The sequence below is a fragment of the Candidatus Amarolinea dominans genome, assembly GCA_016719785.1.
Classification (GTDB): Bacteria; Chloroflexota; Anaerolineae; order SSC4; family Amarolineaceae; genus Amarolinea; species Amarolinea dominans.
Window position 1 is genome coordinate 209,059 of record JADJYJ010000010.1, and the last position, 20,424, is coordinate 229,482.

General features: G+C 63.2%; 11 protein-coding genes. 7 read left to right on the plus strand and 4 right to left on the minus strand.

The genetic code is table 11. The features are described from left to right. Positions 1 to 42 precede the first annotated feature (42 nt). The 3 genes from IPM84_13780 to IPM84_13790 all read left to right on the plus strand — a co-directional run bounded on the left by IPM84_13780 (position 43) and on the right by IPM84_13790 (position 7,346). Positions 43 to 4,938 (plus strand): hypothetical protein, encoded by a 4,896-nt coding sequence (locus IPM84_13780; GenBank protein MBK9093812.1) that lies wholly within the window; start codon positions 43 to 45, stop codon positions 4,936 to 4,938. Between the two features lie 129 nt (positions 4,939 to 5,067). Next, positions 5,068 to 6,945, plus strand: coding sequence for a PAS domain S-box protein (locus IPM84_13785; protein MBK9093813.1), 1,878 nt, complete (start codon positions 5,068 to 5,070; stop codon positions 6,943 to 6,945). A gap of 8 nt (positions 6,946 to 6,953) precedes the next feature. Continuing rightward, positions 6,954 to 7,346, plus strand: a complete 393-nt coding sequence (locus tag IPM84_13790; protein MBK9093814.1) for a response regulator — start codon at positions 6,954 to 6,956, stop codon at positions 7,344 to 7,346. Between the two features lie 227 nt (positions 7,347 to 7,573). Here IPM84_13790 and IPM84_13795 read toward each other — a convergent pair whose 3' ends face one another. The 4 genes from IPM84_13795 to IPM84_13810 all read right to left on the minus strand — a co-directional run bounded on the left by IPM84_13795 (position 7,574) and on the right by IPM84_13810 (position 14,555). Continuing rightward, on the minus strand, positions 7,574 to 10,822 hold the full coding sequence (locus tag IPM84_13795; protein MBK9093815.1) for a hypothetical protein: 3,249 nt from the start codon (positions 10,820 to 10,822) through the stop codon (positions 7,574 to 7,576). 282 nt (positions 10,823 to 11,104) lie between these two features. After that, complete coding sequence (locus IPM84_13800; GenBank protein ID MBK9093816.1) at positions 11,105 to 11,908, minus strand: class I SAM-dependent methyltransferase; 804 nt, start codon at positions 11,906 to 11,908, stop codon at positions 11,105 to 11,107. A 44-nt stretch (positions 11,909 to 11,952) separates the two neighbouring features. After that, positions 11,953 to 13,008 carry a hypothetical protein gene (locus IPM84_13805; GenBank protein MBK9093817.1) on the minus strand — a complete coding sequence of 352 codons (1,056 nt, stop codon included), beginning with the start codon at positions 13,006 to 13,008 and terminating at the stop codon, positions 11,953 to 11,955. Between the two features lie 5 nt (positions 13,009 to 13,013). After that, on the minus strand, positions 13,014 to 14,555 hold the full coding sequence (locus tag IPM84_13810) for a hypothetical protein (protein ID MBK9093818.1): 1,542 nt from the start codon (positions 14,553 to 14,555) through the stop codon (positions 13,014 to 13,016). A gap of 223 nt (positions 14,556 to 14,778) precedes the next feature. On the opposite strand from IPM84_13810, the gene IPM84_13815 reads away from it, so the two are divergent. The 4 genes from IPM84_13815 to IPM84_13830 all read left to right on the plus strand — a co-directional run bounded on the left by IPM84_13815 (position 14,779) and on the right by IPM84_13830 (position 20,414). Next, complete coding sequence (locus tag IPM84_13815; protein ID MBK9093819.1) at positions 14,779 to 16,266, plus strand: VWA domain-containing protein; 1,488 nt, start codon at positions 14,779 to 14,781, stop codon at positions 16,264 to 16,266. 128 nt (positions 16,267 to 16,394) lie between these two features. Then, positions 16,395 to 17,324 carry a hypothetical protein gene (locus tag IPM84_13820; protein MBK9093820.1) on the plus strand — a complete coding sequence of 310 codons (930 nt, stop codon included), beginning with the start codon at positions 16,395 to 16,397 and terminating at the stop codon, positions 17,322 to 17,324. A 30-nt stretch (positions 17,325 to 17,354) separates the two neighbouring features. Then, positions 17,355 to 18,311 (plus strand): hypothetical protein, encoded by a 957-nt coding sequence (locus IPM84_13825; GenBank protein MBK9093821.1) that lies wholly within the window; start codon positions 17,355 to 17,357, stop codon positions 18,309 to 18,311. Between the two features lie 111 nt (positions 18,312 to 18,422). Continuing rightward, positions 18,423 to 20,414, plus strand: coding sequence for a hypothetical protein (locus IPM84_13830; protein MBK9093822.1), 1,992 nt, complete (start codon positions 18,423 to 18,425; stop codon positions 20,412 to 20,414). Positions 20,415 to 20,424 lie beyond the last annotated feature (10 nt).

Genomic DNA, 20,424 nt, shown 5'->3' on the forward strand with positions numbered 1-20,424 from the left:
AAGACCTGAGCAGTTTGGATTCACAGCAGACCGGAGACCATCATGAGTAATACCGACGCTCTACGTTTGCGTCATGAGCACGAAATTGATCTGAGCGGCAAGATGCCCGATCTGTCCAATGGTTATACCATTGAGGCCTGGGTTTGTCCGGCGCCGATGGATGGGGCCATCCGGCTCTATCCACAGCCAAATTATGGCGGTAAGCCCGTGCGTCTGAAAGAAGGCCTGTACAGGAGCATGGCCGGGGATTACCTGCCGCAGCTCGGTTCAGCCAGCCTGCCGGAAGATATCGAAGCCATCTTCTTCAGCGAGGCGGATTTTCAGGGCGAATCTTTTGCCGTCCGCCAGGATCTGCCGCAGGCGCCTGCCGGTCAGCAGCAGATCGGCTCGGTGGTCGTGCTCGATCGCAGTCATCGCCGTCAGAATCATGTGGTTCTGTTCGAGCGGGCGGGCTACCAGGGCAAGGCCCAGGTGCTGATCCTGCCTGATTTCTGGCAGCGGCCAAATGAGAATAACACAAAAGAGAAGACTACGGATCAAAAGCCTGGACTCACACAGGTCGGATCGGCCTGGGTTCCCCCAGGTGCGGCCCTGGAAGTGACGCAGTTGCGCCAGGATGCAAATGCAGGGTCCGGTGCGAACATCTTCACTCTTCTGGCGCCAAACCTGACCGGGAGTCTACCTGAGGCATGGGGGATCAACCTTCAGCCGTCGAAACCAGTGGACATCCCGGAAAACAACATCCTCTTCTTATTTGAAAAGCCAGATTATGAGGGAAGACGAACCATCCTTTCAGGGAAGCAAGCCGATCTGTCATCCCCGCGCTGGCCTATAAGATCGGCCCTTTACGTCATCGCCCCAGATGGAGTGGAGGGCGTGATTGGTATTGGGCCCAAAACCGAGAATCCTTCGGAACGAGAAGTTCGTCTCTTTCCTGTAGGAGTCCCAATGCCGGCTGATTCGGTCCGTTGGCAGTTTTGGGTGGCTCCCAATTTCCGTCTGGTTCCAACCAAAAGCCAAGAAATTCCGGAGATGATCGGGAGCGGGTTGCACGAGTGCCCAGGCAGTACACGCTATGTCATCAAGCGAGCGACCGCATCCCAGCCAGCGAAGGACACGACCGGGATTGCGGCAGGGATTGCGCGTGTAGAGCGCCCGCCCGACCAGCCCAAAACACGGCAGGGGCAAGCCATCTATCGCCTGGCGGATGGGCCTTGGGCGAAGTTCAGCGGCTTAGGTCAGACCTGGTTGCAGGATGTCCCGGATTTCAGCATCCTCAATATCCCCAAACGGCGGGCGCTGTTCTTGTTCAGAAAGCCCATCGCCGCGGTGACAGCGGTTGATGATTATGAAGTTCTTACGGATGGGATTTTTGACCTGCGCGCTCTGGGCTGGAAGCCGCAAGCCGCGATATTTATGGATGCACCGCATGAAACCGAAGGGGTTCTGTCACTTTCTCACCATGGGCAGATCATTCCCGTCGAACGAGTCGTGCGGAGCAACATCAATCGTTCCATATGGGCGCCGCCAGGATTTGAGCTGATCAGAGAGCAGCGGGAATGGGGGCCAGGGTTCCACGAGCATATCGCGGCTTTCGGGCATAGTGTTGCACAGGCTGTGCATTCCACTCTGCGCGGCGATCTGTCACAGCTTCCCGATGGCGTCACCCGCATCGAACCGCGCCGGGATGCCCCACTGGCAGGAACAGAACTGATCTTTACGACGCAGCAGGAGCCATTCCGCCAGCAGACGTTGGCGCCCCAGATCAATGATCCGCGCGCAGCGCTTCCGGCTTTCAAGAGCGTTCGCGTGCCGCAAGGGTCGGTTCTTCGACTGTATCCCAACCACGAGCAGGGCGGAACACCCGTGAATTTGACCGGAAGCCACGACGACCTGAGTGATCTGCCCTGGACGCCGCGCAGCCTTGCCTTCGGCGAAGCGCCATACGGCGAGGATGGCATTATCTATACGGCGCGTGGACGCAGAGCCGCCGTGGCGCCCAATGGCTATCAGATTGGGAAAAAGCTAAATGGCGAGTGGCACTATTATGGACCAGGCTACGTCGCAATCGAACAACCCGAGGCCTCGTTGGTTGTCTCCTCCTACCATGCCGAGCCGCAGCCGATTGTGCCTGCCGCTTCGGAGCGTGGGGCGGCCGGATCACAAGCGGCCACAGCCCGCATCGGCATCGTGGCAGTGAAGGGCGGGACGACCGGCCTGACGATTATTCGACAGCCCTCCGAGCTGCGCGGCGCCGGCGACGAGCTGCGATTCGGCGGCATGCTGCTGCGACCAGACAGATGGTATCATCTCGCGCTTACGTGGGATGGTACGACCCTGTGCCAGATCCTCGACGGGCGCCAGGTGCAGCAGGCAGATCATTCGGAAAAGGATGCCAACGCCGCTGGGTCGTGGGTTCTGGGCGAGGGCTTCCGCGGCGCTGTTGCGCAAGTGCGGGTGTGGAACAGCGCCCGCCCCCTTGCGCAAATTCGCGACGATCGCTATCCATCCACGACCCCGGCCGAGGCGCCGGCCCTGGATCTCTTTGCCCAGGGGTTCGACGCCTGGCAGGCGCCGCCTGATGCCGTCGTCGTCAGCGCCGATCTGCCCGATGCCCCTGCCGATAGCGTGCTGGTCAGGCAGATGCAGCAGCAGGTAGAGGTTGAGCACCATCAAAACATGCAGGCGGCAAGGAAGGCTGCCGCCGCCCAGAGCGCGCTGGCCCGTAAGCAGGCGCAGCGAACAGTGGCGCTGGCCCGGCAGCAGGCGCGTCGCGACATTCATATTCGGGGAATCAAACGACTGGGATTTGTCCTGGGTGGCGCCGAGCGGATCGGCGGTTTGGACTCAATCACCGAACATTATTATCCGACCAACTTGCGGACGACAGATTTGATCCTGGGACCAGACGACAGTTGGTACATCAGTTTGGATGGCGGTCTTTGGCATATCAGAAACCAAAACAATGCAACCGATGCGCCGGACTTGCCGAGTCCGCCTCGAGCGCTCACCTGTGATTTTTCGGGAAATCACACCAAGGCCAAACGCGAGGGCAAGGTCTGGGTTGGCCTCTACTGGATAGAGGCGGACGGGGCCATTTGCCGGGCCTGGATTCCGCCAGGGGAGTCCAAACATGATGAGCGGCAGCAGTTGTTTGGTTTTTTTGTCCCTCTGGGCCGTTCCGGCTATTGGGATATCGCCCTTGATCCGGAAAAACAAATCCTGTATTGGACAAATGGCTGGGAGCTCTATTGGAGCAATGTCGCGGCTGATGAGCCAAAGACGTTCCAGGTTCTGCTGCCGCATGTTGCCTCGCCCTTTCCCATCGCCCTGGCGGTTGCCCCGGATGGCTCGCTGCTCTGGCTGGACGCGGAAGATGAGGTGGTGCGTATGTTGCCCCAAGACAGGATAGAGAAGGCACTGGGGGCCGTCAAGACATTGTACCCAGCACCCAGACCCTCACGCGGACTTGCCGTTTCCCGGTTGGCAGACACGAACAATTCTGGGCAGGAAGCGGCTTTCGTCTATTGGGTCGCGGCCGAACGGCGGACCCTGGAAGTGCCCGTCCTCGATACACCCGGCCGGTACATTGACCTGTACCATGACCTCAAGCATCCCCATTGGCATGGACAGCATGTAGAGATGGTGGCGGTGAATGAATTTGCCGGCGTCCAGTGGACCGCTGCGAGTTTGGGGATGACCCCGGACCAGGTGCAAGGGCAAGGCGGCGATGCAAACAGCAAGGTGTTGTCCTTTGGGGCTGGGCAGAGTTCTGACCCGTTAGCAGCGGGCCAAAGCGCTCAGCTGCCTGGCCCGGACGATGTTCTTACCTTCGAACCTACCCGCTTCAACCTGCAACAAGGTTGGACGGTTTCGGCTGAACTGATCTGGGAAGGAACTGGATCCGATCCTAAGATGCCCATTTGTCTCTACGAACTGGCGACCGATGAGGATGAGGAACGAATTGTCTGCCTGATTGAACCGGATGAGGCAGACAGCCAGACCGGGATCCCGACCCTGCACCTGCGCTGGAACGGACATGTGCTGACTGGAGAACATAGGGTTCTGTCAGACCGCCGGCTGAGAATCAATGAATTGCACCGTGTCACCTGGACGCTTGCCAGGAGTGGCCTTGTTTCCACGTTTGTTGATGGCGAGAAAGTGGTCGAAGAACAGATCTCCTTGCCTGCTGGCGCAACGGTTTTTGAGAGCCATTCTCTGGGCGCGCCGAATAGCGCCCAAACCCATCAGGAAGTAGCAGGGGCGTTGGTGAATCGTGACGATCCTCAGCGGGTCTTTGCCGGCTTTCACGGGCGCATCGCCCGCTTTGCTGCCTGGAACTGCACCGTGCCGCAAGCTGCCAACGGATGGGAGCATACTCCCGACCCCGACCCGACCTGGGCGCGCAGTCTGGTCACCGTGGAAAGCACACGCCGTTACCTGCACGCCGGCCGCCTTGACGGCAAGGAGCCACCGGTCACGCTGTTTCCGATCGAGATGGATGGCGGCTTGAACATTGAAACGGTGCTGGACCAGGCTCATGCCGAGCTGACCCTCGCCCATGCCCAGAAGGCTGCCGTTGAGGAACAAGCCGCCCATCTCAAAGCGGTGGCCTTGCAGAATGCACACGCGCAATTAGATGCCGCCACCCAGAATCTGGCCGATGCGCAGGCGCAAGCGGCGGCCGCTGTGTCTGCCGCGCAAGCGCAGGCGAACCGCGACCAAGCGGATGCTCGCAGCCGAAAGGCCGACGCCGATGCCAGGGCCGAGCGCGACCGGGTCCAGGGCAAGCAGGATGCAGATCAGGCCAGGGCAGACGGCCAGCAGCAAGCGGAGACGATGGAAACCCGCGCTGCCGACGCTAAGCGAAACCGGATCGCCGACGCCAACCGGCGCCGTTCCGATGCGCAAAGCCGGCTAGACGACGCGCGCAGGTAGTATGGCGATCGAGACCGCAATCGTTTGAATGAGCCAATGGATTCCAAGTGTCACAGCACTCGATTTGACAATCCCGTTGACCGAGAGTAAATTGCGCCTGTCTCCCGGGTGAAAAGGGGGCGCATGGTGTTGAAATTACCTCGTATCTCGACGGACCAGCGGGTGGCGCTGCTCTACGCGGCCTTCGGCGGGCTCTGGATCGCGCTGTCGGATCGTATTCTGGCGACGTTGGCGCGCGATGTGGCCGCGCTAACAATCATGCAGACCTACAAGGGCTGGGCCTTTGTGGTCATCAGCGCTGCTTTGATCTATTCGCTGCTCAGGCGCGATCTGGCGCTGCGCAACCGCGCCGAAAACACGCTGCGCGCCAGCGAACGGGCTTATCAAACTCTCGCCAACATCTCTCCCGTTGGCATCTTTCGCACCGATCCTGACGGCGCCACCACCTACGTCAATCCCATGTGGAGCGAAATCACCGGGCTGTTGCAGGACAAGGCGTTGGGCGACGGCTGGCTGGCGGCGGTCCACCCAGACGATCAAGAGAAGCTGCGCCGGGACTGGCAGGAATCAACGGCGCAGCAGAAACCCTCTTTTTCGGATTATCGGTTTGTGCGGTCAGATGGGACGATGGCCTGGGTGATGGGACAGGCGACGCCTGAGATCGCTGCCGATGGTCAGATCACGGGCTATGTGGGCACGATTACCGACATCACCGAACGCAAACAGCATGAGGAGGCCGTGCATCGCCGCGCGGAAGAGTTTGCCGCCCTGTACGAGGTTGGGCGTGAGACTACGGCCCAAACCGATCTGCCCCGCCTGCTCGAAACCATCACCCAACAGTCGGCGCGCCTGCTCAAGGCGTCAGATGCGACGATTTACCTGTACGATGCAGCGAAAGACGAGTTGGAACTGGCCGCCGCCAACGCCTACGCGCTGCCGCGTGGTTCACGCTTTCCCGTGAGCCAGGGCATCTCCGGCGCGGTGATTCGCGAGCGCCAGGCGAAGATCGTCGACGACTACCGCACGTGGAGCAGCCGCCGATCCGAATTGCAGCATGTTGACCTGCGCGCCGTGGCCCTGGTGCCCTTGATTCATCGGGAGGAGATCATCGGTGCGTTGGCTGTCGCTGAAATCGGCAATGACCGAAAGTACACGGCGGCCGACACGCGCCTGTTGGAGCTGCTGGCCTCACAGGCCGCGAGTGCCATTCAGAATGCGCGACTGCGCGCCGAACTGGAGACCTACAACAGGGAACTGGAGGCGCGCGTGGCGCAGCGCACCGAGGAATTGAGCGATGCGCTGCTGCAAGCGCAGGACGCCGACCGGTTGAAGTCGGTTTTTCTGGCCACCATGTCGCATGAACTGCGCACGCCGCTCAACTCGATCATCGGCTTTAGCGGCATTCTCCTGCAGGGGCTGGCGGGGCCGCTCAACGCGGAGCAGAGCAAACAGCTGGGCATGGTGCGCGACAGCGCCCGTCACCTGCTGGCGCTGATCAACGATGTGCTGGACATTTCCAAGATCGAAGCCGGGCAGTTGCGCGTGGAACGCGCGCCGTTTGCCATGCGCAGCGTCATCGAGAGCGCCGTGCGCGCGGTGTCGCCGCTGGCGCAGAAAAAGGAACTGGCGCTCCACCAAGTCATAGCTGCTGAGGTGGGCGACATCTGCAGCGACCGGCGCCGCGTCGAACAAATTCTGCTCAACTTGCTCAGCAACGCGATCAAGTTCACGGAGCAGGGCGGGGTGCGGCTGGAATGCCGGGTGCAGGGAAAGTGGCTGGATACGAGCGTGAGCGACAGCGGCATGGGCATCCGCCCGGAAGACCTGGGCAGTCTCTTCGAGCCGTTTCGCCAGTTGGAGACCGGCCTGAATCGCCGGCATGAGGGCACCGGGCTGGGCCTGGCGATCTGTAAGAACCTGGTGCGCTTGCTGGGCGGTGAAATTCACGTCGAGAGCGAATGGGGCAAGGGCAGCGTCTTCACCTTCATGCTGCCCCTGGACGCGTAAGGAGCCACATGGCAAACATCCTGGTGATCGAAGACAACGAACAGAACCTCTACCTGACCACTTTCATTTTGGAACGGCGCGGCCATCGGGTGACTGCGGCGCGCGACGGCCGCCAGGGCATTCAACTGGCGCAAGAACTGTGCCCCGCGCTCATGCTGCTGGACATTCAACTGCCCGTGATGGACGGCTACGCGGTGGCCGAAGCGCTGCGCAGGAACCCCGCGCTGACGCACATTCCCATCGTGGCCGTCACCTCCTATGCGATGGCCGGCGACCGTGAGCGCATCCTGGCCGCGGGCTGTAACGGTTACATCGAAAAACCGATCAATCCCGAAACTTTCATGACCGAAGTCGAGTCGTTCTTGTCGGCGACAGAGATTCCCCTCGCAGGGGTGGATTGAGAGGGCAACCTCGGAGGCACACAACGCCGTCTGCGATGTCCATTGGCCCCTGCGAGGGTTGTTCGCCGAAAAATTGGCCAACCTTGCGCAGGCCCGCCGGGTAAGGAGCGGGTGTCGGGGAGGGTGATTTCGGCTTGCCCGGCGCTGTGTGGTGCAGCCAGCCTGCGCAAGGGGAGGACGCTAGACAGGCGTCGGCTGATCCAACGATCAGCCGACGCCTGTTTTCATCATCTGACGATCACGGGAAACCAGTAGTTGCGCGGCGGCGGGAGGGGTGTGGCTGTGGGGCTGGGCGTCACCGTGGGGGTCTCGGTGGGCGTGGGTGACGGTGTCAGCGTGGGGGTTGGGGTGATGGTCGCCGTAGGGCTAGGCGTGACCGTCGGCGTGTGGGTCGGCGTCAACGTGGGGGTGGCCGTTGGCGTCGGTGTGCGCGTGGGCGTATGGGTCGGTGTGGGGGTGTTCGTGGGCGTCGGCGTTGGCGTGGGTGGCGGCGGCGGCACCTCGTACTTGATGATCGCGCCGTTGACGCCCACCGCCCAGCCGGTCGTCGCATCCACCATGTCCAGCCACAGCAGATGATCGCTGACCGGGCTGGTCTGGCCGTTCCAGGTGGCGCCGCCGTTGTCGGTGAAGCGGATCGTGCCATTGTTGCCTACGGCCCAACCGAAGTTGGTATCGGCAAACGACACATTGTTGAGATCAGCCGTGACGCCGCTCGCCTGTGTGACCCAGTTGTCGCCGGCGTTGGTCGTATGCATGATGACGCCGTTCGTGCCGACGATCCAGCCGGTGTAGGCATCCCTGAAGTCCACGCTGTACAGATCACCGTTGCTGCCGGGGTAGCGGCGAATCCAGCTCGCGCCGCCGTCGGCGCTAGTGACAAACGAATCGTACAGCGTGGCGCCATAGACGGCCGTGTGCGTGCCATAGCTCAGGTCACGGATGTTGACGGCCATGTTGGCCTGAGAGAACTGCCAGGTGACGCCGCCGTCGCTGGTGCGGAAGACGAAGCCCTCCTTGCCCACGGTCATGACATGGTTGTTGTCGTACCCTTCGACCACCCACAGGAATCCGGTGTGGATGTTACCGTCGCCATCTTTGACGAATTGGCGCGTCCAACTGGCGCCGCCATCCGTGGTGCGCAGCAGCGCGCCGAAGCGGCCGGCCACCCATCCGGTTTGATCATTTTCCGGGAATTTGACGCCCCGCAGCCAGGCCGGCGGCAGGCCCGGGTCGAGCTGTCGCGCCGGGCTGGGCACGTAGCTCCAGGTCGCGCCGCCATCCGTGGTCTTGACGATCGCGCCTTCCTCGCCCACCACGTAGGCATGGTTGGCATCCACCGCATCCACCCCCTTGAATTCGGTGACGCCGAACGGCGCGGCAATGGCCATGTCCGCGCTGCCCTGTTTGTGCAGGATGAAATGCCCGGCGCCGGCGGTCCACACCTCGTCATCGGCCGGCGCGGACAGCGCCGCGATGGCGGTGGTCACGCCCGATTCGATGGCAGTCCAGTTGGCGCCGCCGTTGGTGGTGCGACGCATACGCCCATCCACGCCCGCGATCCAGCCGTTCTGCGACGAGGAGAAGGCGACCGCGTTCAGATCGAAGTCGGTCAGATACAGCAGATTCCACGCTGCGCCGCCGTTGGTGGTGCGCAGCGCCACGCCGCCCTTGCCAACCACCCAGCCGTTCTGTGCATCGGCGAACGCGATGCTGTTGAGGTTGACCCAGGCCGGGGCCGGATTGCTCTGGCTGGTCCAGGTGGCGCCGCCGTTGCTGGTGACGATCATCGCGCCCTGGTTGCCAACGACCCAGGCGTGTTGACTGTCCAGCGCGGCCAGCGCTTGCCAGTCGGTGTTGAGCGGGCTGCTCTGCGAGGTCCACGCGCCGCCGCCGCCGTTGGTAGTGCGCAGGATCGTGTTGGCTTCGCCCACGGCCCAACCGCTGTTGGCGTCGGTCATCACCAGGTCCCTGAGCCGCTGCGTGGTCGGCGTGGTCTGCCGGGTCCAGCCCTGCCCGCCGTTGATGGTGCGCCAGATGCTGCCGTTGGCGCCGGCCGCCCAACCGTTGCTGGCGTCCACGAAATCCACGGCTTCCATGTCGTCGGCCGGCGCCAGGCGGCTGAAGGCCCAGGTTTGCCCGTTGACGGTGCGCACCACCTGCCCGCTGTTACCCACGGCCCAGCCGGTCAGTGAATCAATGAATTCGATGTCGTTCAGGTGCGCCAGGTCGCTGCCGTACCACTGCGTGCGCCAGGTACCCTGCGGCGGGGTTGGCGTTGATGTGGGTGTCCTGGTGGGCGTTGGGGTGATGGTCGGTGTTTGCGTCGGCGTCGGGCTGGGGCCGGCCGTCGGGGTGTCGGTCGCGGTGGCGGTGGGGCCGCTGGTCGGCGTTGCGGTCACGGTGCCGGAGGGCGACGGCGTGGGGGTATTGCCGGCCGGGCCGCCGTAGCTCAGGATCTTGCCGTCGTGCGTCACCGCCCAGCCGTGCGTGGCGTCCACGAAATCTACTTCCCAGACAAAGCCGGTGTCTGGCATGGCGACGCGCGTCCAGGAAGCGCCGTTGCTGGTGTGATAGATGCGGCCATCGCTGTCATCCCTGCCGCCGACGGCCCAGCCCTCGGACGCGTTCAACATCTCGATGTCGTAGAAGGTGGTGTAATAGAGATCGTCGGGAAAGGTGCCGGTCAACTGCGTGGTCCAACCGTTGCCCGCGTTGTTGGTGTAGTAGATGGCGCCGTGCTGGCCTGCCACCCAGCCAGCGTTGACATCCATGAAACTCAAGCCGAGCAGGTCATGCGCGGGCGCAAAGCGCCGCCCCCATGACACGCCCTGATCGTTGGAGTAGACCAGGCTGGCGCCGTTGCCTGCGCCGTAGCAGGTGTAGCCGAAGCACTGGAATTCCCAAACGACCACGCTGCCGCCGGGGAAGAACTCGGTCCAGTAGCGGCCGCCGTCGGCCGAGCGGAATGAACTGCCATCGGTGCCGCCGGCCAGCACGATCTGGTCGGTCACGTAGTAGGCGCTGTAGAGGTAGCCGCCGTAGTCCGGGGCGACCCCGCGCACGGACCAGGTCAGCCCGCCGTCGGTGGTGCGGCTGGCCTGGCCCGTGGTGCCCACGATGATACAGCGCAGCGCATCCAGGCAGTCAATGCCGCCCTGCCAGCCGCTGACGGTATCAGGCAGGGTCAGGCGTTCCCAATCCACGCCGCCGTTGGTGGTCTTGAGCACATAGGGATTGCCGTTGTAGCCCCAGTCCGGGCCGCCGACGGCGTAGCCGACCTGGGTGTTGATCATTTTCAGCCCGCGCAGGGTGATGCCGGGCGGCGCCCAGTATTGAATCTGCCAGTCGCTGGTGGGCGCGCGGCCGGCCGCTTCTGGCGCAGCCTGCGTGGCGGCTGTGGAGAATCCACTGATACCCATGAGAAGGGCCAGCGCGCTAATCAGCGCCAGGGTGAGAAGGTGACGTTGTTTCATGCGGTGATGTGAGGTCCTTTATGAATGCTCGGAGCTGAATGCTCAGCGTTGATTGACAGCAACTGAATGCCAACCTGGGAGTGTCTGAAGGTAAATTGTGACAGGGAGTAACTGCTCAGCCAGGCAGTGAGAATGGTCTCGATAGCGCCCGGGGGGCCGCCTGAGCAGTTACGACGGGGAGCAAAGACGCCTTGCGCAATCTGTGCCCATTCGGCGAGTATACGTGGCCAAGATGAAATTCCGATGAAAACGCCTCTCCGCCAGGTGACAGTTTGTTCAACTTCACTGCCGCGCCGCCTTGAGTGAGAACATCAGCGGCAGGCTGCCGTCATGATCGGGCAGGCGCCACCAGTTGTCCGGGCCTTGCACCAGGCAGGGCAGCAGTTGTTCAGTGCAGAAGGGGAATTCGTGCAGGAACTCCAGGCGCAGGCCCGCGGCCGCCAACGCAGTGACGATTTCGCCCAGGCTGTGATTCCACTCGAAGCTGCGCGTGGCGTCCAGGGGCCGATCGCTGTCCGGGCTGGCGATTTCCCAGGCCTGCGGCTCCGGCGTGGTGAAGTAGGAGTAGGCCAGGCGCAGGTCCCGCACGCGGCGGGCATCCTCGCGGAAGACGCGGCCCAGGGGATGGAATTCGGCCAGGTAGAAGAAGCCGCCGGGTTGCAGGTACGAGGCGATGATCTCGGCCCAGGCGGGCAGGTCGGGCAGCCAGCTCAGGACGCCGAACGAGCTGGTGACGATGTCGAACGCGCCTGGCAAGAGGCCCGGCAGATCGTAGAGGTCCGCGGCCAGGAAGGTGGCCGGCAGATGCAGCGTGCGGCTCAGGCCCTGCGCCGCGGCGATGGCCGTGGTGGAGAAATCCACGCCGGTGACCTGCGCGCCCCGCCGCGCCCAGCCCAGCGCGGCCAGTCCCAGGTGACATTGCAGATGCAGCAGGCGCTTGCCCGCCACCGGCCCAACCTCCGCCAGCTCCAGCGCGGTCAGGCCGTCGAGGGCCTCCGCGCCTGTCGCCGGCAGGTTGGCCGCAGCCTGCCCGGCCAACTCATCCCACAGCCGACGGTTGTTTTCGGAAATACTCGACCGCGCCATCCCTGCTCCTATGATCTGCTCAATCTTGTCTCAAGCCGTTGCCTTCATGGCCGATCAATCTCAGCCAGAATGTCATCCAGCACTCCGGCGTCTATCTGCGACCGCTCGGCCGTTTGCAGCAGCCAGCGTTCGATCCCGCGGTTGGCATCGGCGCGGCATGTTCTGGCGCCGCCCAGCTCGAAGCAGGCCGAGCCGCCAAAGACTTCGATGGTTTCTGGCATCCCATAGGGCGGCTGGTTGAAGTGAATCAAGACCGCGCGGTATCCCAGGCGGTCGGGATAGGGTGCAACCAGGCCTGGCGCAAGGCCGCTCAAGCGTGTGATGAGTTCGTGCTGTTGCGCGTCGGGCAGCGGCCAGACCGGATTGGGCCGGCCGGAGAAGATGTCCAGCTCCACGTAAGTCAACGCGCCGCGCAGCGAATCGAGCGTTTGGGGCGGCAGGGCAAAGCGCAGCGACGCGCCAATCTGGCGGATGTGCGCCATGTCGGCGACCAGGATCAGGGTGCGGCTGTGCTCATAGGCCCTGGGATACTGCACGAACAACAATGCCTCGCCATCCGGCTGTTGCTGGTCTTCCGAAGGCAGAATCAGACAGGCCGGCTGCCCAGCCACCTGCAGAGGTTCGACACGCGGCTGACTGCCGGTGCGCGGGTTGGGATCGCGCTTCACCCACTCCGCACACACCGCTTCGGCGGTCTCCGCGACCATGTGCGAGGCGCTCAGGCCGAAAAAGCCGTCTTCCCCGCGGAAAAGCGCGATATCGTCAGAGGCGGCCGGGCGCCAGTGCGCGGGATAGGTCAAGGTGATGCTCAGCTCCGTGCTGGCGTAGATCTGCCACGTGGACGGCGGCTGCTCGTTCGCTGTACTGCCCTGGGCGGGCGCTCCTGCCGCACTGATCGGCGTGACCCTGGGGTTCGACGCGAACGGGTCTGGCGCAACCGTCGGTGGGGTCGGCGCGGCCTGGCAAGAGAGCAGCAGCAGGGCCAGCGCAAGGCTCAGCAGCCGCTGCGGCCAACGCCGTCGGGCTGGATTGCCCGCGGGCGATGGGGAGATCTTGTTGGAGAATTTGCCCTGCAGCAGCGCAAATTGCCGTATGTCCATTTCGTTTACTCCTGTCGTAACCGTGCGCGCACCGCGTCGTCGAAGGGATTTTGCCCGGCTTGCGCCGCGGCCAGCCAGGCGCGGTGGGTCGTTGCCAGCGCGTCGCGGCCGGCGAACGCTTGACCGCCCAGCCAGGTCAAGAACGCCTGTAGGTCTTGCGCGGTTCCCGGCCAATGGCCCTGGCTGGCCCGGGCCAGGGCGCGGCCGTCGAAGGCCAGCGGCGAGGCCCGCTGCTCGATGGCGCGGTCGCAATAGGGCAGGGCCAGGTCGGGCTGGTTGTCGAGCGCAAAGGCCCAACAGAGCGCAGCCAGGCCGCGGGCGTCGTCGGGCTGCTGCGCCAGCAGGGCGTTGAAATCGGCCTGCCACTGCGCCGGGCGATCGAGGCGCACGTAGGCCAGCCCGCGATTGAGCAGGGCTGCGCCGCTGGCGGGCGTCAGGGCCAGGGTCTGCGAGTAGAAGGCAATGGCCGCGGGCAGATCGGCCGGGCGGCTGCGCTGATTGACATAACCTGATAGGAACGCCAGGGTGGCGGCCGCCTCATGCTCGCTCGGCGCCTGCGCCGCGGCCTGGTTGAAGGCAGAATTGGCCTGATCCCACGCGTCCTGCTGACTGGACAGGAGTCCCAGGGTCAGCAAGGCCAGGCTGCGCACCTCGTTGGGGCGGCCGGCGTGGATGGGAAAGGAGAGGGACGCGGGCGCGGCCAGCAGGGAATCGAGAAGCGAGGCGGTCGGCGCCGCGTCCGCGGTCAGGATGACATAATGAACGGGCTGCAGATCGTCAGGAAAACCGGTTTCGGCGTCGGTGAAGTTGTCGCGACGCCAGAGGAGGAGGCTGGCCCGGCTGCGGGTGCGGGCATCGGCGGCCGCGGTCAGGTCAGGCACGGCCGCGGGCCACTCGATCAGCTCGGTGACGGCCCCTTGCCGCGCCGCGTGCAGTTCGCGCTGCAGGCCGGCCTGGACTTGAAGCGAGGCCTGGTCGCCTGCGGCCGGCCGCGTGAAATCTACCCGCGACGCCAGCAGAATCAGCGCCTGGCCGGGGCGGGGCGTGGGAAAGGCGCGGCTGCCGGGCTGCGGCCGTGCAACCAGGACGCCCGCCAGGGCCAGGATGAGCAGGCCGATCAGCGCCAGCGCCAGGCGGGCGATCAGAACAGGGCGCGGCGTCGCGGCGGGGGTTGGAGTGGCTGTTTTCACGGGCGGGGCGGGCGGGGCGGGCGGGGCGGCCGGCGCGGGGGCCGGTTCCACAGGCGCGGGCGCGAGCGGTGAGGGTTGCAGGTTGGCCGGGGCAGCGGGGGCGGTCAGGCTGGCGACCGGCAGAGCGGCGATGGGAGCAAAGCCGGCGGCCAGCAGGAGCGCGTCGGTCTCCTCGGGCGAGAGGCGCAGTTTGGCTGCGCCGGCCAGCACATCATCGCGCTGGCGCGGTCGTTCGCTCAGGCCTTCCTTCCAGCGGAAGATGGTCTGCCGGCGCACACCGATGGCGCGCGCCATTTCGCTGTCGCTGACGCCGGTGCGCACCATATATTGTGTCAGAAGTTCGGCAAATGTGGTCATGGGTTCGATGGTACGCCAAATGGTACACAACTGGCTCTTGAAGTGTGCAGGGCCGGCCCTATAATCACTCGTAGAACGGCCCGGCGAAGCCAATTATACCCGAAAGCCAACGTCTCGATGAAATCTGAAACCGGGCCGGGAGAGCGGGCGTCTTGCCCGCCAGGTTCCTGGACGCTGGCGCCCCCCACGGGTGGTTCTGCAGCGCAAGAAAGGAGTGAGCACCATGTTTACGAAGAAATTTCTGTTGGTTGGTTCGTTGTTGATGGGCGTGATCCTGCTGTTGAGTTCATGCGGGGGATCGGTGCCGGACAGTGCGAAGTCGCGCAGCCGCGGTGTGATCGAGTCGGGCGGTATTGCGCCGGCCGAGGAGCTGCGTGTGGCGGAGTATCTCAATTACTATGAGCAGCACTTTGCGGCGCCGGTCAACACGGCGCTGGGACTCGACCTGCGCCTGGGCAATGGCCGCTTGCCGGCCGAGGGCGGCGAGGCCTGGCTGCAGGTGGGCATTCAGGCGCGCAGCGAGGCCAACGAGGCCATTGCGCCGCTCAACCTGGCGCTGGTGATTGACTGCAGCGGCTCGATGAGCGCGGCCGAGAAGATGCCGTATGTCAAAGAATCGCTGCGGGTCTTCTTGCGCAGTCTGGCGTCCAACGATCGGGTTGCCATCGTGACCTACAGTGACCGCGCCGAGCTGCTCGTTTCCCCGCAGCAGGTGGGCGACGGCGGCTGGATCGAGAGCGCGGTGGAGCGCCTGACCACGAACGGCAATACGAACCTGCATGCGGGCATGATGTTGGGCTTGCAGGTGGTGGAGGCGAACTTCGATGTCCGCCGCAACAACCGGGTCATCCTGCTGACCGACGGCATCGCCAACAACGGTGTGACCGATTCCGGTCAGATTGCCGCGGATGCGCGGGCTTTCAACGACCGCGGTATCTACCTCTCTACGATTGGCCTGGGCCACGATTTCAACGATGCGCTGCTCAGCCAGTTGGCCCGCCAGGGCAAGGGCGGCTATCACTTCATTGATTCGGCCGCGGAAATGGACAAGGTCTTTCGCGAGGAAGCGGCCGGTCTGATGCAGAAGGTGGCCGAGGCGGTCTCGGTTCTCCTGCAGCCGCAGGCCGGGGTGCGGGTGGTCAGCGTGACGGGCTTCGACGGCACGCCGCCGGCCGGGCCGCTGAACGTGCAGTTGCATGATATGGGAACGGGCGACAGCCAGGTGGTGATGGTGCGCCTGGAAGTGACGCCTGGCCGCCGGGGCGGCCGGCCGCTGCTGGATGTGACGCTGCGCTATCGCGATCTGTTTGCGCAGAAGGATGAATCGCTGGATGGACAGGCCACGGTAGACGCGGGTTACATCACCGGCTATGACCCTCTGTGGGACCTGGAAGTGCTGCGCAACGTCACCATTCAACGCACGGCCGAGGGGCTGCGGGAGATTGCCCGCCTGTACCAGGCGCGGCGCTACGAGGAGGCCTGGGACCTGGCCTTTCGCCTGGAGCAGGCGCTGCGCCATGTCGCCAGCCTGACCGGCGAGGCGCAGATGATGCAGGACGCCGACTTGATGCGCACCTACCAGGAGACCCTGGCGCGCTGGGTGCAGCAGGAGACGGGCCGTCTGCCGGAATCATCCGCGCCGGAGCGCCCGTCACGCGGCCGTGAGGCGACGCCTCTGCCCGACGAGGCGCCGACCATCGAGATTCGTTGAGGGGCCAGTAACGCAAGCCTCCGGCTTGCATCGTCGGCGCACCGGTGAAGGGTGTATTCTTGCAGTCGAATTGGCGGGCAGGCGCCAGGTCTGTCCGCTGCCTCGATGAAAGATGCAGGGAGGAGATCATGACAACGTGGTGCAAGAGGAATCTGCCGATGATGCGGATGCGGTGCTGGATCGCGGCTGTCATCGTGGCCGCGGGGCTGTGTACACCGTTGTTGCTGGTTGCCTGTTCGACACCCAGTTCACCTTTGACGGCATCGTTGGAATTGGAAGGTCGGCCGGCCCTGGGCAAGCCTTTTGCGCTACGGCTGAAAATGCGCACCTTGATGGCCCTCACCGATGTGAAGTGGTGGTTTTATGTGCCGGCCGGCATGGATCTGCTCGACGCATCTCGCGAACCGTCAATTGACATGGAGCCGGGTCGAACCTACGTTATCACCGCCACTGCACGGATTGTAGAGAACGGGTATCATGTCGTGGAAGCTATGGGTTGGAAGGAGACTCTTGCTAGATCGTATTACGCTCGTAGTGAGAAGATTTATATGCTGGTGGAAGGCGAAGACATCTGGCTCAGCCATAGCCCACCGCCTAATCACTGGAACCTCGCAAATCCAAACGTATCAGTCGTACAGTTCCAACCGGAACTGGTTCAGAACCGGTTGTATTTGTCAGGCGCCCTGGCCTTGAACCAACCGGTGACCCTGGTCTATGAAGTAACGCCGTTGGTAGACCTTCAGCTTGCCACGGTAGGGCTTACAGTCCCGACTGGCGGTCTGGAATCAGGTGAGCCGTGCGTAGAAGCGGAGGATGCTGCTCTGGCGGCAGTCTTCGAATTCTCTAGTCATGAGGATGGCGTGTATCGCTGGTTTGGTCCCATGAAACGCCAGCAGACCTACTCGTTTTATGTGACCCTGATAGCAACGGCCGCTGGGGAAGGCGGCGTGCGAGCGGTTGTATCGGAAACCGGATCGGTTGGCTCTGTATCACGGCTCGCCATCGGAACAAGCCAATCCCTGGACCTGAGTCTATACTCACCGTCGTTGGCACGCTGAGCGAGGGGCGCCGCAACTCGCATTGGTGGTTTGGGCAATGTACTTCCCACTTGGTCACACACGCGGCCTCTGCCCGACGCAGAGAGCCGCCTACAAATCATTGATGTCAGCGATCCTGGTGAACCTGCATGGCGGGGCAAGTACGATTCGTTGGGGCATGTTAGCGCTGTCAGCGTAGTGAGCAGCCTGGCCTATGTGACCGATGAGGCCAGCGGGCTACAGATCATTGACCTGAGTAACCCGGCCAATCCCATTTGGCGCGGCGTGTACGATACGCCGGGATATGCCATGGCCGTAAGCGTGGTGGGCAGTCTGGCTTATGTAGCCGATGGGAGCGGCTTGCAGATCATTGACGTCAGCAACCCGGCCAATCCCACCTCGCGCGGTGAAGCGATTGTCCAGGGAAGCGTGAATGGTGTTGACGTCATGAATGGCCTGGCCTATGTGACTGATGGGGGAGGTCTGCAGATCATTGATGTAACTGACCCGACCAATCCGTTCCTGCGCGGCAGGTGCGATACGCTGGGGACGACGCAGAATGTCAGCGTTGTGGGGAGCCTGGCCTATGTGGTTGCATGGGATTACGGCTTGCAGATCATTGACGTGAGTAACCCGGACTTGCCATACTTGCGCAGCGCGTACGATACGCCGGGGTTTGCGCAAGGGATCAGTCTTCTGAACAATTTTGCCTATGTGGCCGATGGCAGTAGCGGCCTGCAGATCATTGATGTCAGCAATCCGGCCAACCCCTTCCTGCTCGGCGAGTACGATACGCCGAGGTTTGCCGAAAGCGTTAGCGTGGCGGGAAGTCTGGCCTATGTGGCCGATGAGGCCGGTCTGCAGATTATCGAGGTCAGCGACCCGGCTAATCCAATCCTGCGCGGTGCGTACGATACCCCGGGAGAATCAGCTGATGTCAGCGCGGTGGGCGACCTGGTCTATTTGACTGCCAGGGAGGGTGGCCTGCTGATTCTGCGAATCCATTGACGTATGGTTAGGGTGCGGCCTGTTGGGGGGTTTCCCGGATGACCCTGAAGTGCCCGCCCATGAATGAATGAATGAATGAACTGACATCTGACAAGGAAGAGGAGGAACAGTATGAACCACTTGTCTATCACGCCTGGCGTGCGCGGCCGCAAGGGGGGATCGTTGGCGGTGGCGGCTGTCATCGCCGGGATGGCAATGCTGCTGTTGGCGAGCGGGATGCAGACGCCGCTGCTGGCGGCTACGCCCGTTGACCGGGCCGTGGTTGCCAGCACGCCTGGCGCCGCGCAGGTGTTCTTGCCTCATGTGCCGCGCCAGGCGACGCCAACGCCAACGCCTACGTCGTGGATCGAGCTGGTCGGGCAGATCGGCGGGGTTATCATGGCCGTGGATGTGCAGGGGAGCTACGCCTATGTCGGCGTTGGGCCTCGCTTGGTGATTCTAAACGTCAGTGACCCGGCTCATCCTGTGCTTGTTGGACAAAGTCCTGCCCTACCCGCGCTTGTGCAGGGCGTGAGTGTGGTGGGCAGCCTGGCCTATGTGGCCGATGGCAGTAGCGGCCTGCAGATCATCGAGGTCAGCAATCCGGCCAATCCCATCCTGCGCGGCGCGTACGATACGCCGAGGTTTGCCGTAGGCGTCAGCGTGACGGGAAGTCTGGCTTATGTGGCTGATGGGGCCAGTCTGCAGATTATCGAGGCCAGCAACCCGGCCAACCCCTTCCTGCTCGGTGCATACGATACGCTGGGTGAGGCTGTTGGCGTGAGTGTGGTGGGCAGTCTGGCTTATGTGGCTGATGAATGGGATGGTCTGCAGATCATAGATGTCAGCGACCCGGCCAATCCCCTCCTGCTCGGCGAGTACAGTGCGCCGGGGTATGCCAGCGACGTGAGCGTGGCGGAGAGCCTGGCCTATGTGGCCGCACGTGACGCTGGTCTGCGGATCATAGATGTCAGCGATCCGGCCAATCCCACCCTGCGCGGCGCGTACGATACGCCGGGGATTGCTTTTCGCGTGAGCGTGAAAGGCAGTCTGGCGTTTGTCACCGATTGGAATAGCGGCCTGCAGATCATTGACGTCAAGAATCCGGCCAACCCCATCTGGCGCGGCACGTACGACACGCCGGGCGGCGCCTATGGCGTCAATGTGGAGGGCACCCTGGCCTATGTTACCGATAAATACAGCGGTCTTCAGATCATCAACGTCCGCAACCCGGCCAATCCCACCCTACGTGGTGCTTACAATTCGCCGGGGTATATTTGGGGCGTGAGGGTGGTAGGCAGCCTTGCCTATGTGGCCGATTATCACAATGGCTTGCAGATCATAGATGTCAGCAATCCGGCTAACTCCACCCTGCGCGGCGCGTACGCTACACCGGGGGAGGCCTACGATGTCAGCGTGGTGGGAAGCCTAGCTTATGTGGCCGATGGGAACTACGGCGGCCTGCAGATCATTGACGTGGGCAACCCAACCAACCTCATCTGGCGTGGCGAATATGATACGTCGGGTGAGGCTATTGGCGTGAGTGTGGTGGGCAGCCTGGCTTATGTGGCCGATGGTTTGGGCGACCTGCAGATCATTGAGGTCAGCGACCCGGGCAATCCCACCTTGTGTTGCGTGATCGGCGCGCCGGGATCTGTCCAGGATGTGAGCGTGGTGGACAGCCTAGCCTACCTGGTCTATACGGCCGATCATGAAAGTGGTCTGTGGATCATTGATGTCGGCAATCCGTTCAACCCCACCCTGCTCGGCGAGTACAATACGCCGGGGGGCGCCGCTCGCGTGAGTGTGGTGGGAAGTCTGGCTTACGTGGCCGCTGGCAAAAGCGGCCTGCAGATCATAGATGTCAACAATCCGGCCAACCCCTTGCTGCTCGGCGAGTACGATACGCCGGGGACTGCCGTTGGCGTGAGTGTGGTGGGCAATCTGGCCTTTGTGGCGGATGGATCGAGCGGCTTACAGATTGTTGACGTCAGCGACCCGTCCAACCCCATCCTGCGCGGTGCGTACGATACCCCGGGAGAATCAGCTGATGTCAGCGCGGTGGGCGACCTGGTCTATTTGACTGCCAGGGAGGGAGGCCTGTTGATTCTGCGAATCCACTGATGCATAGTTA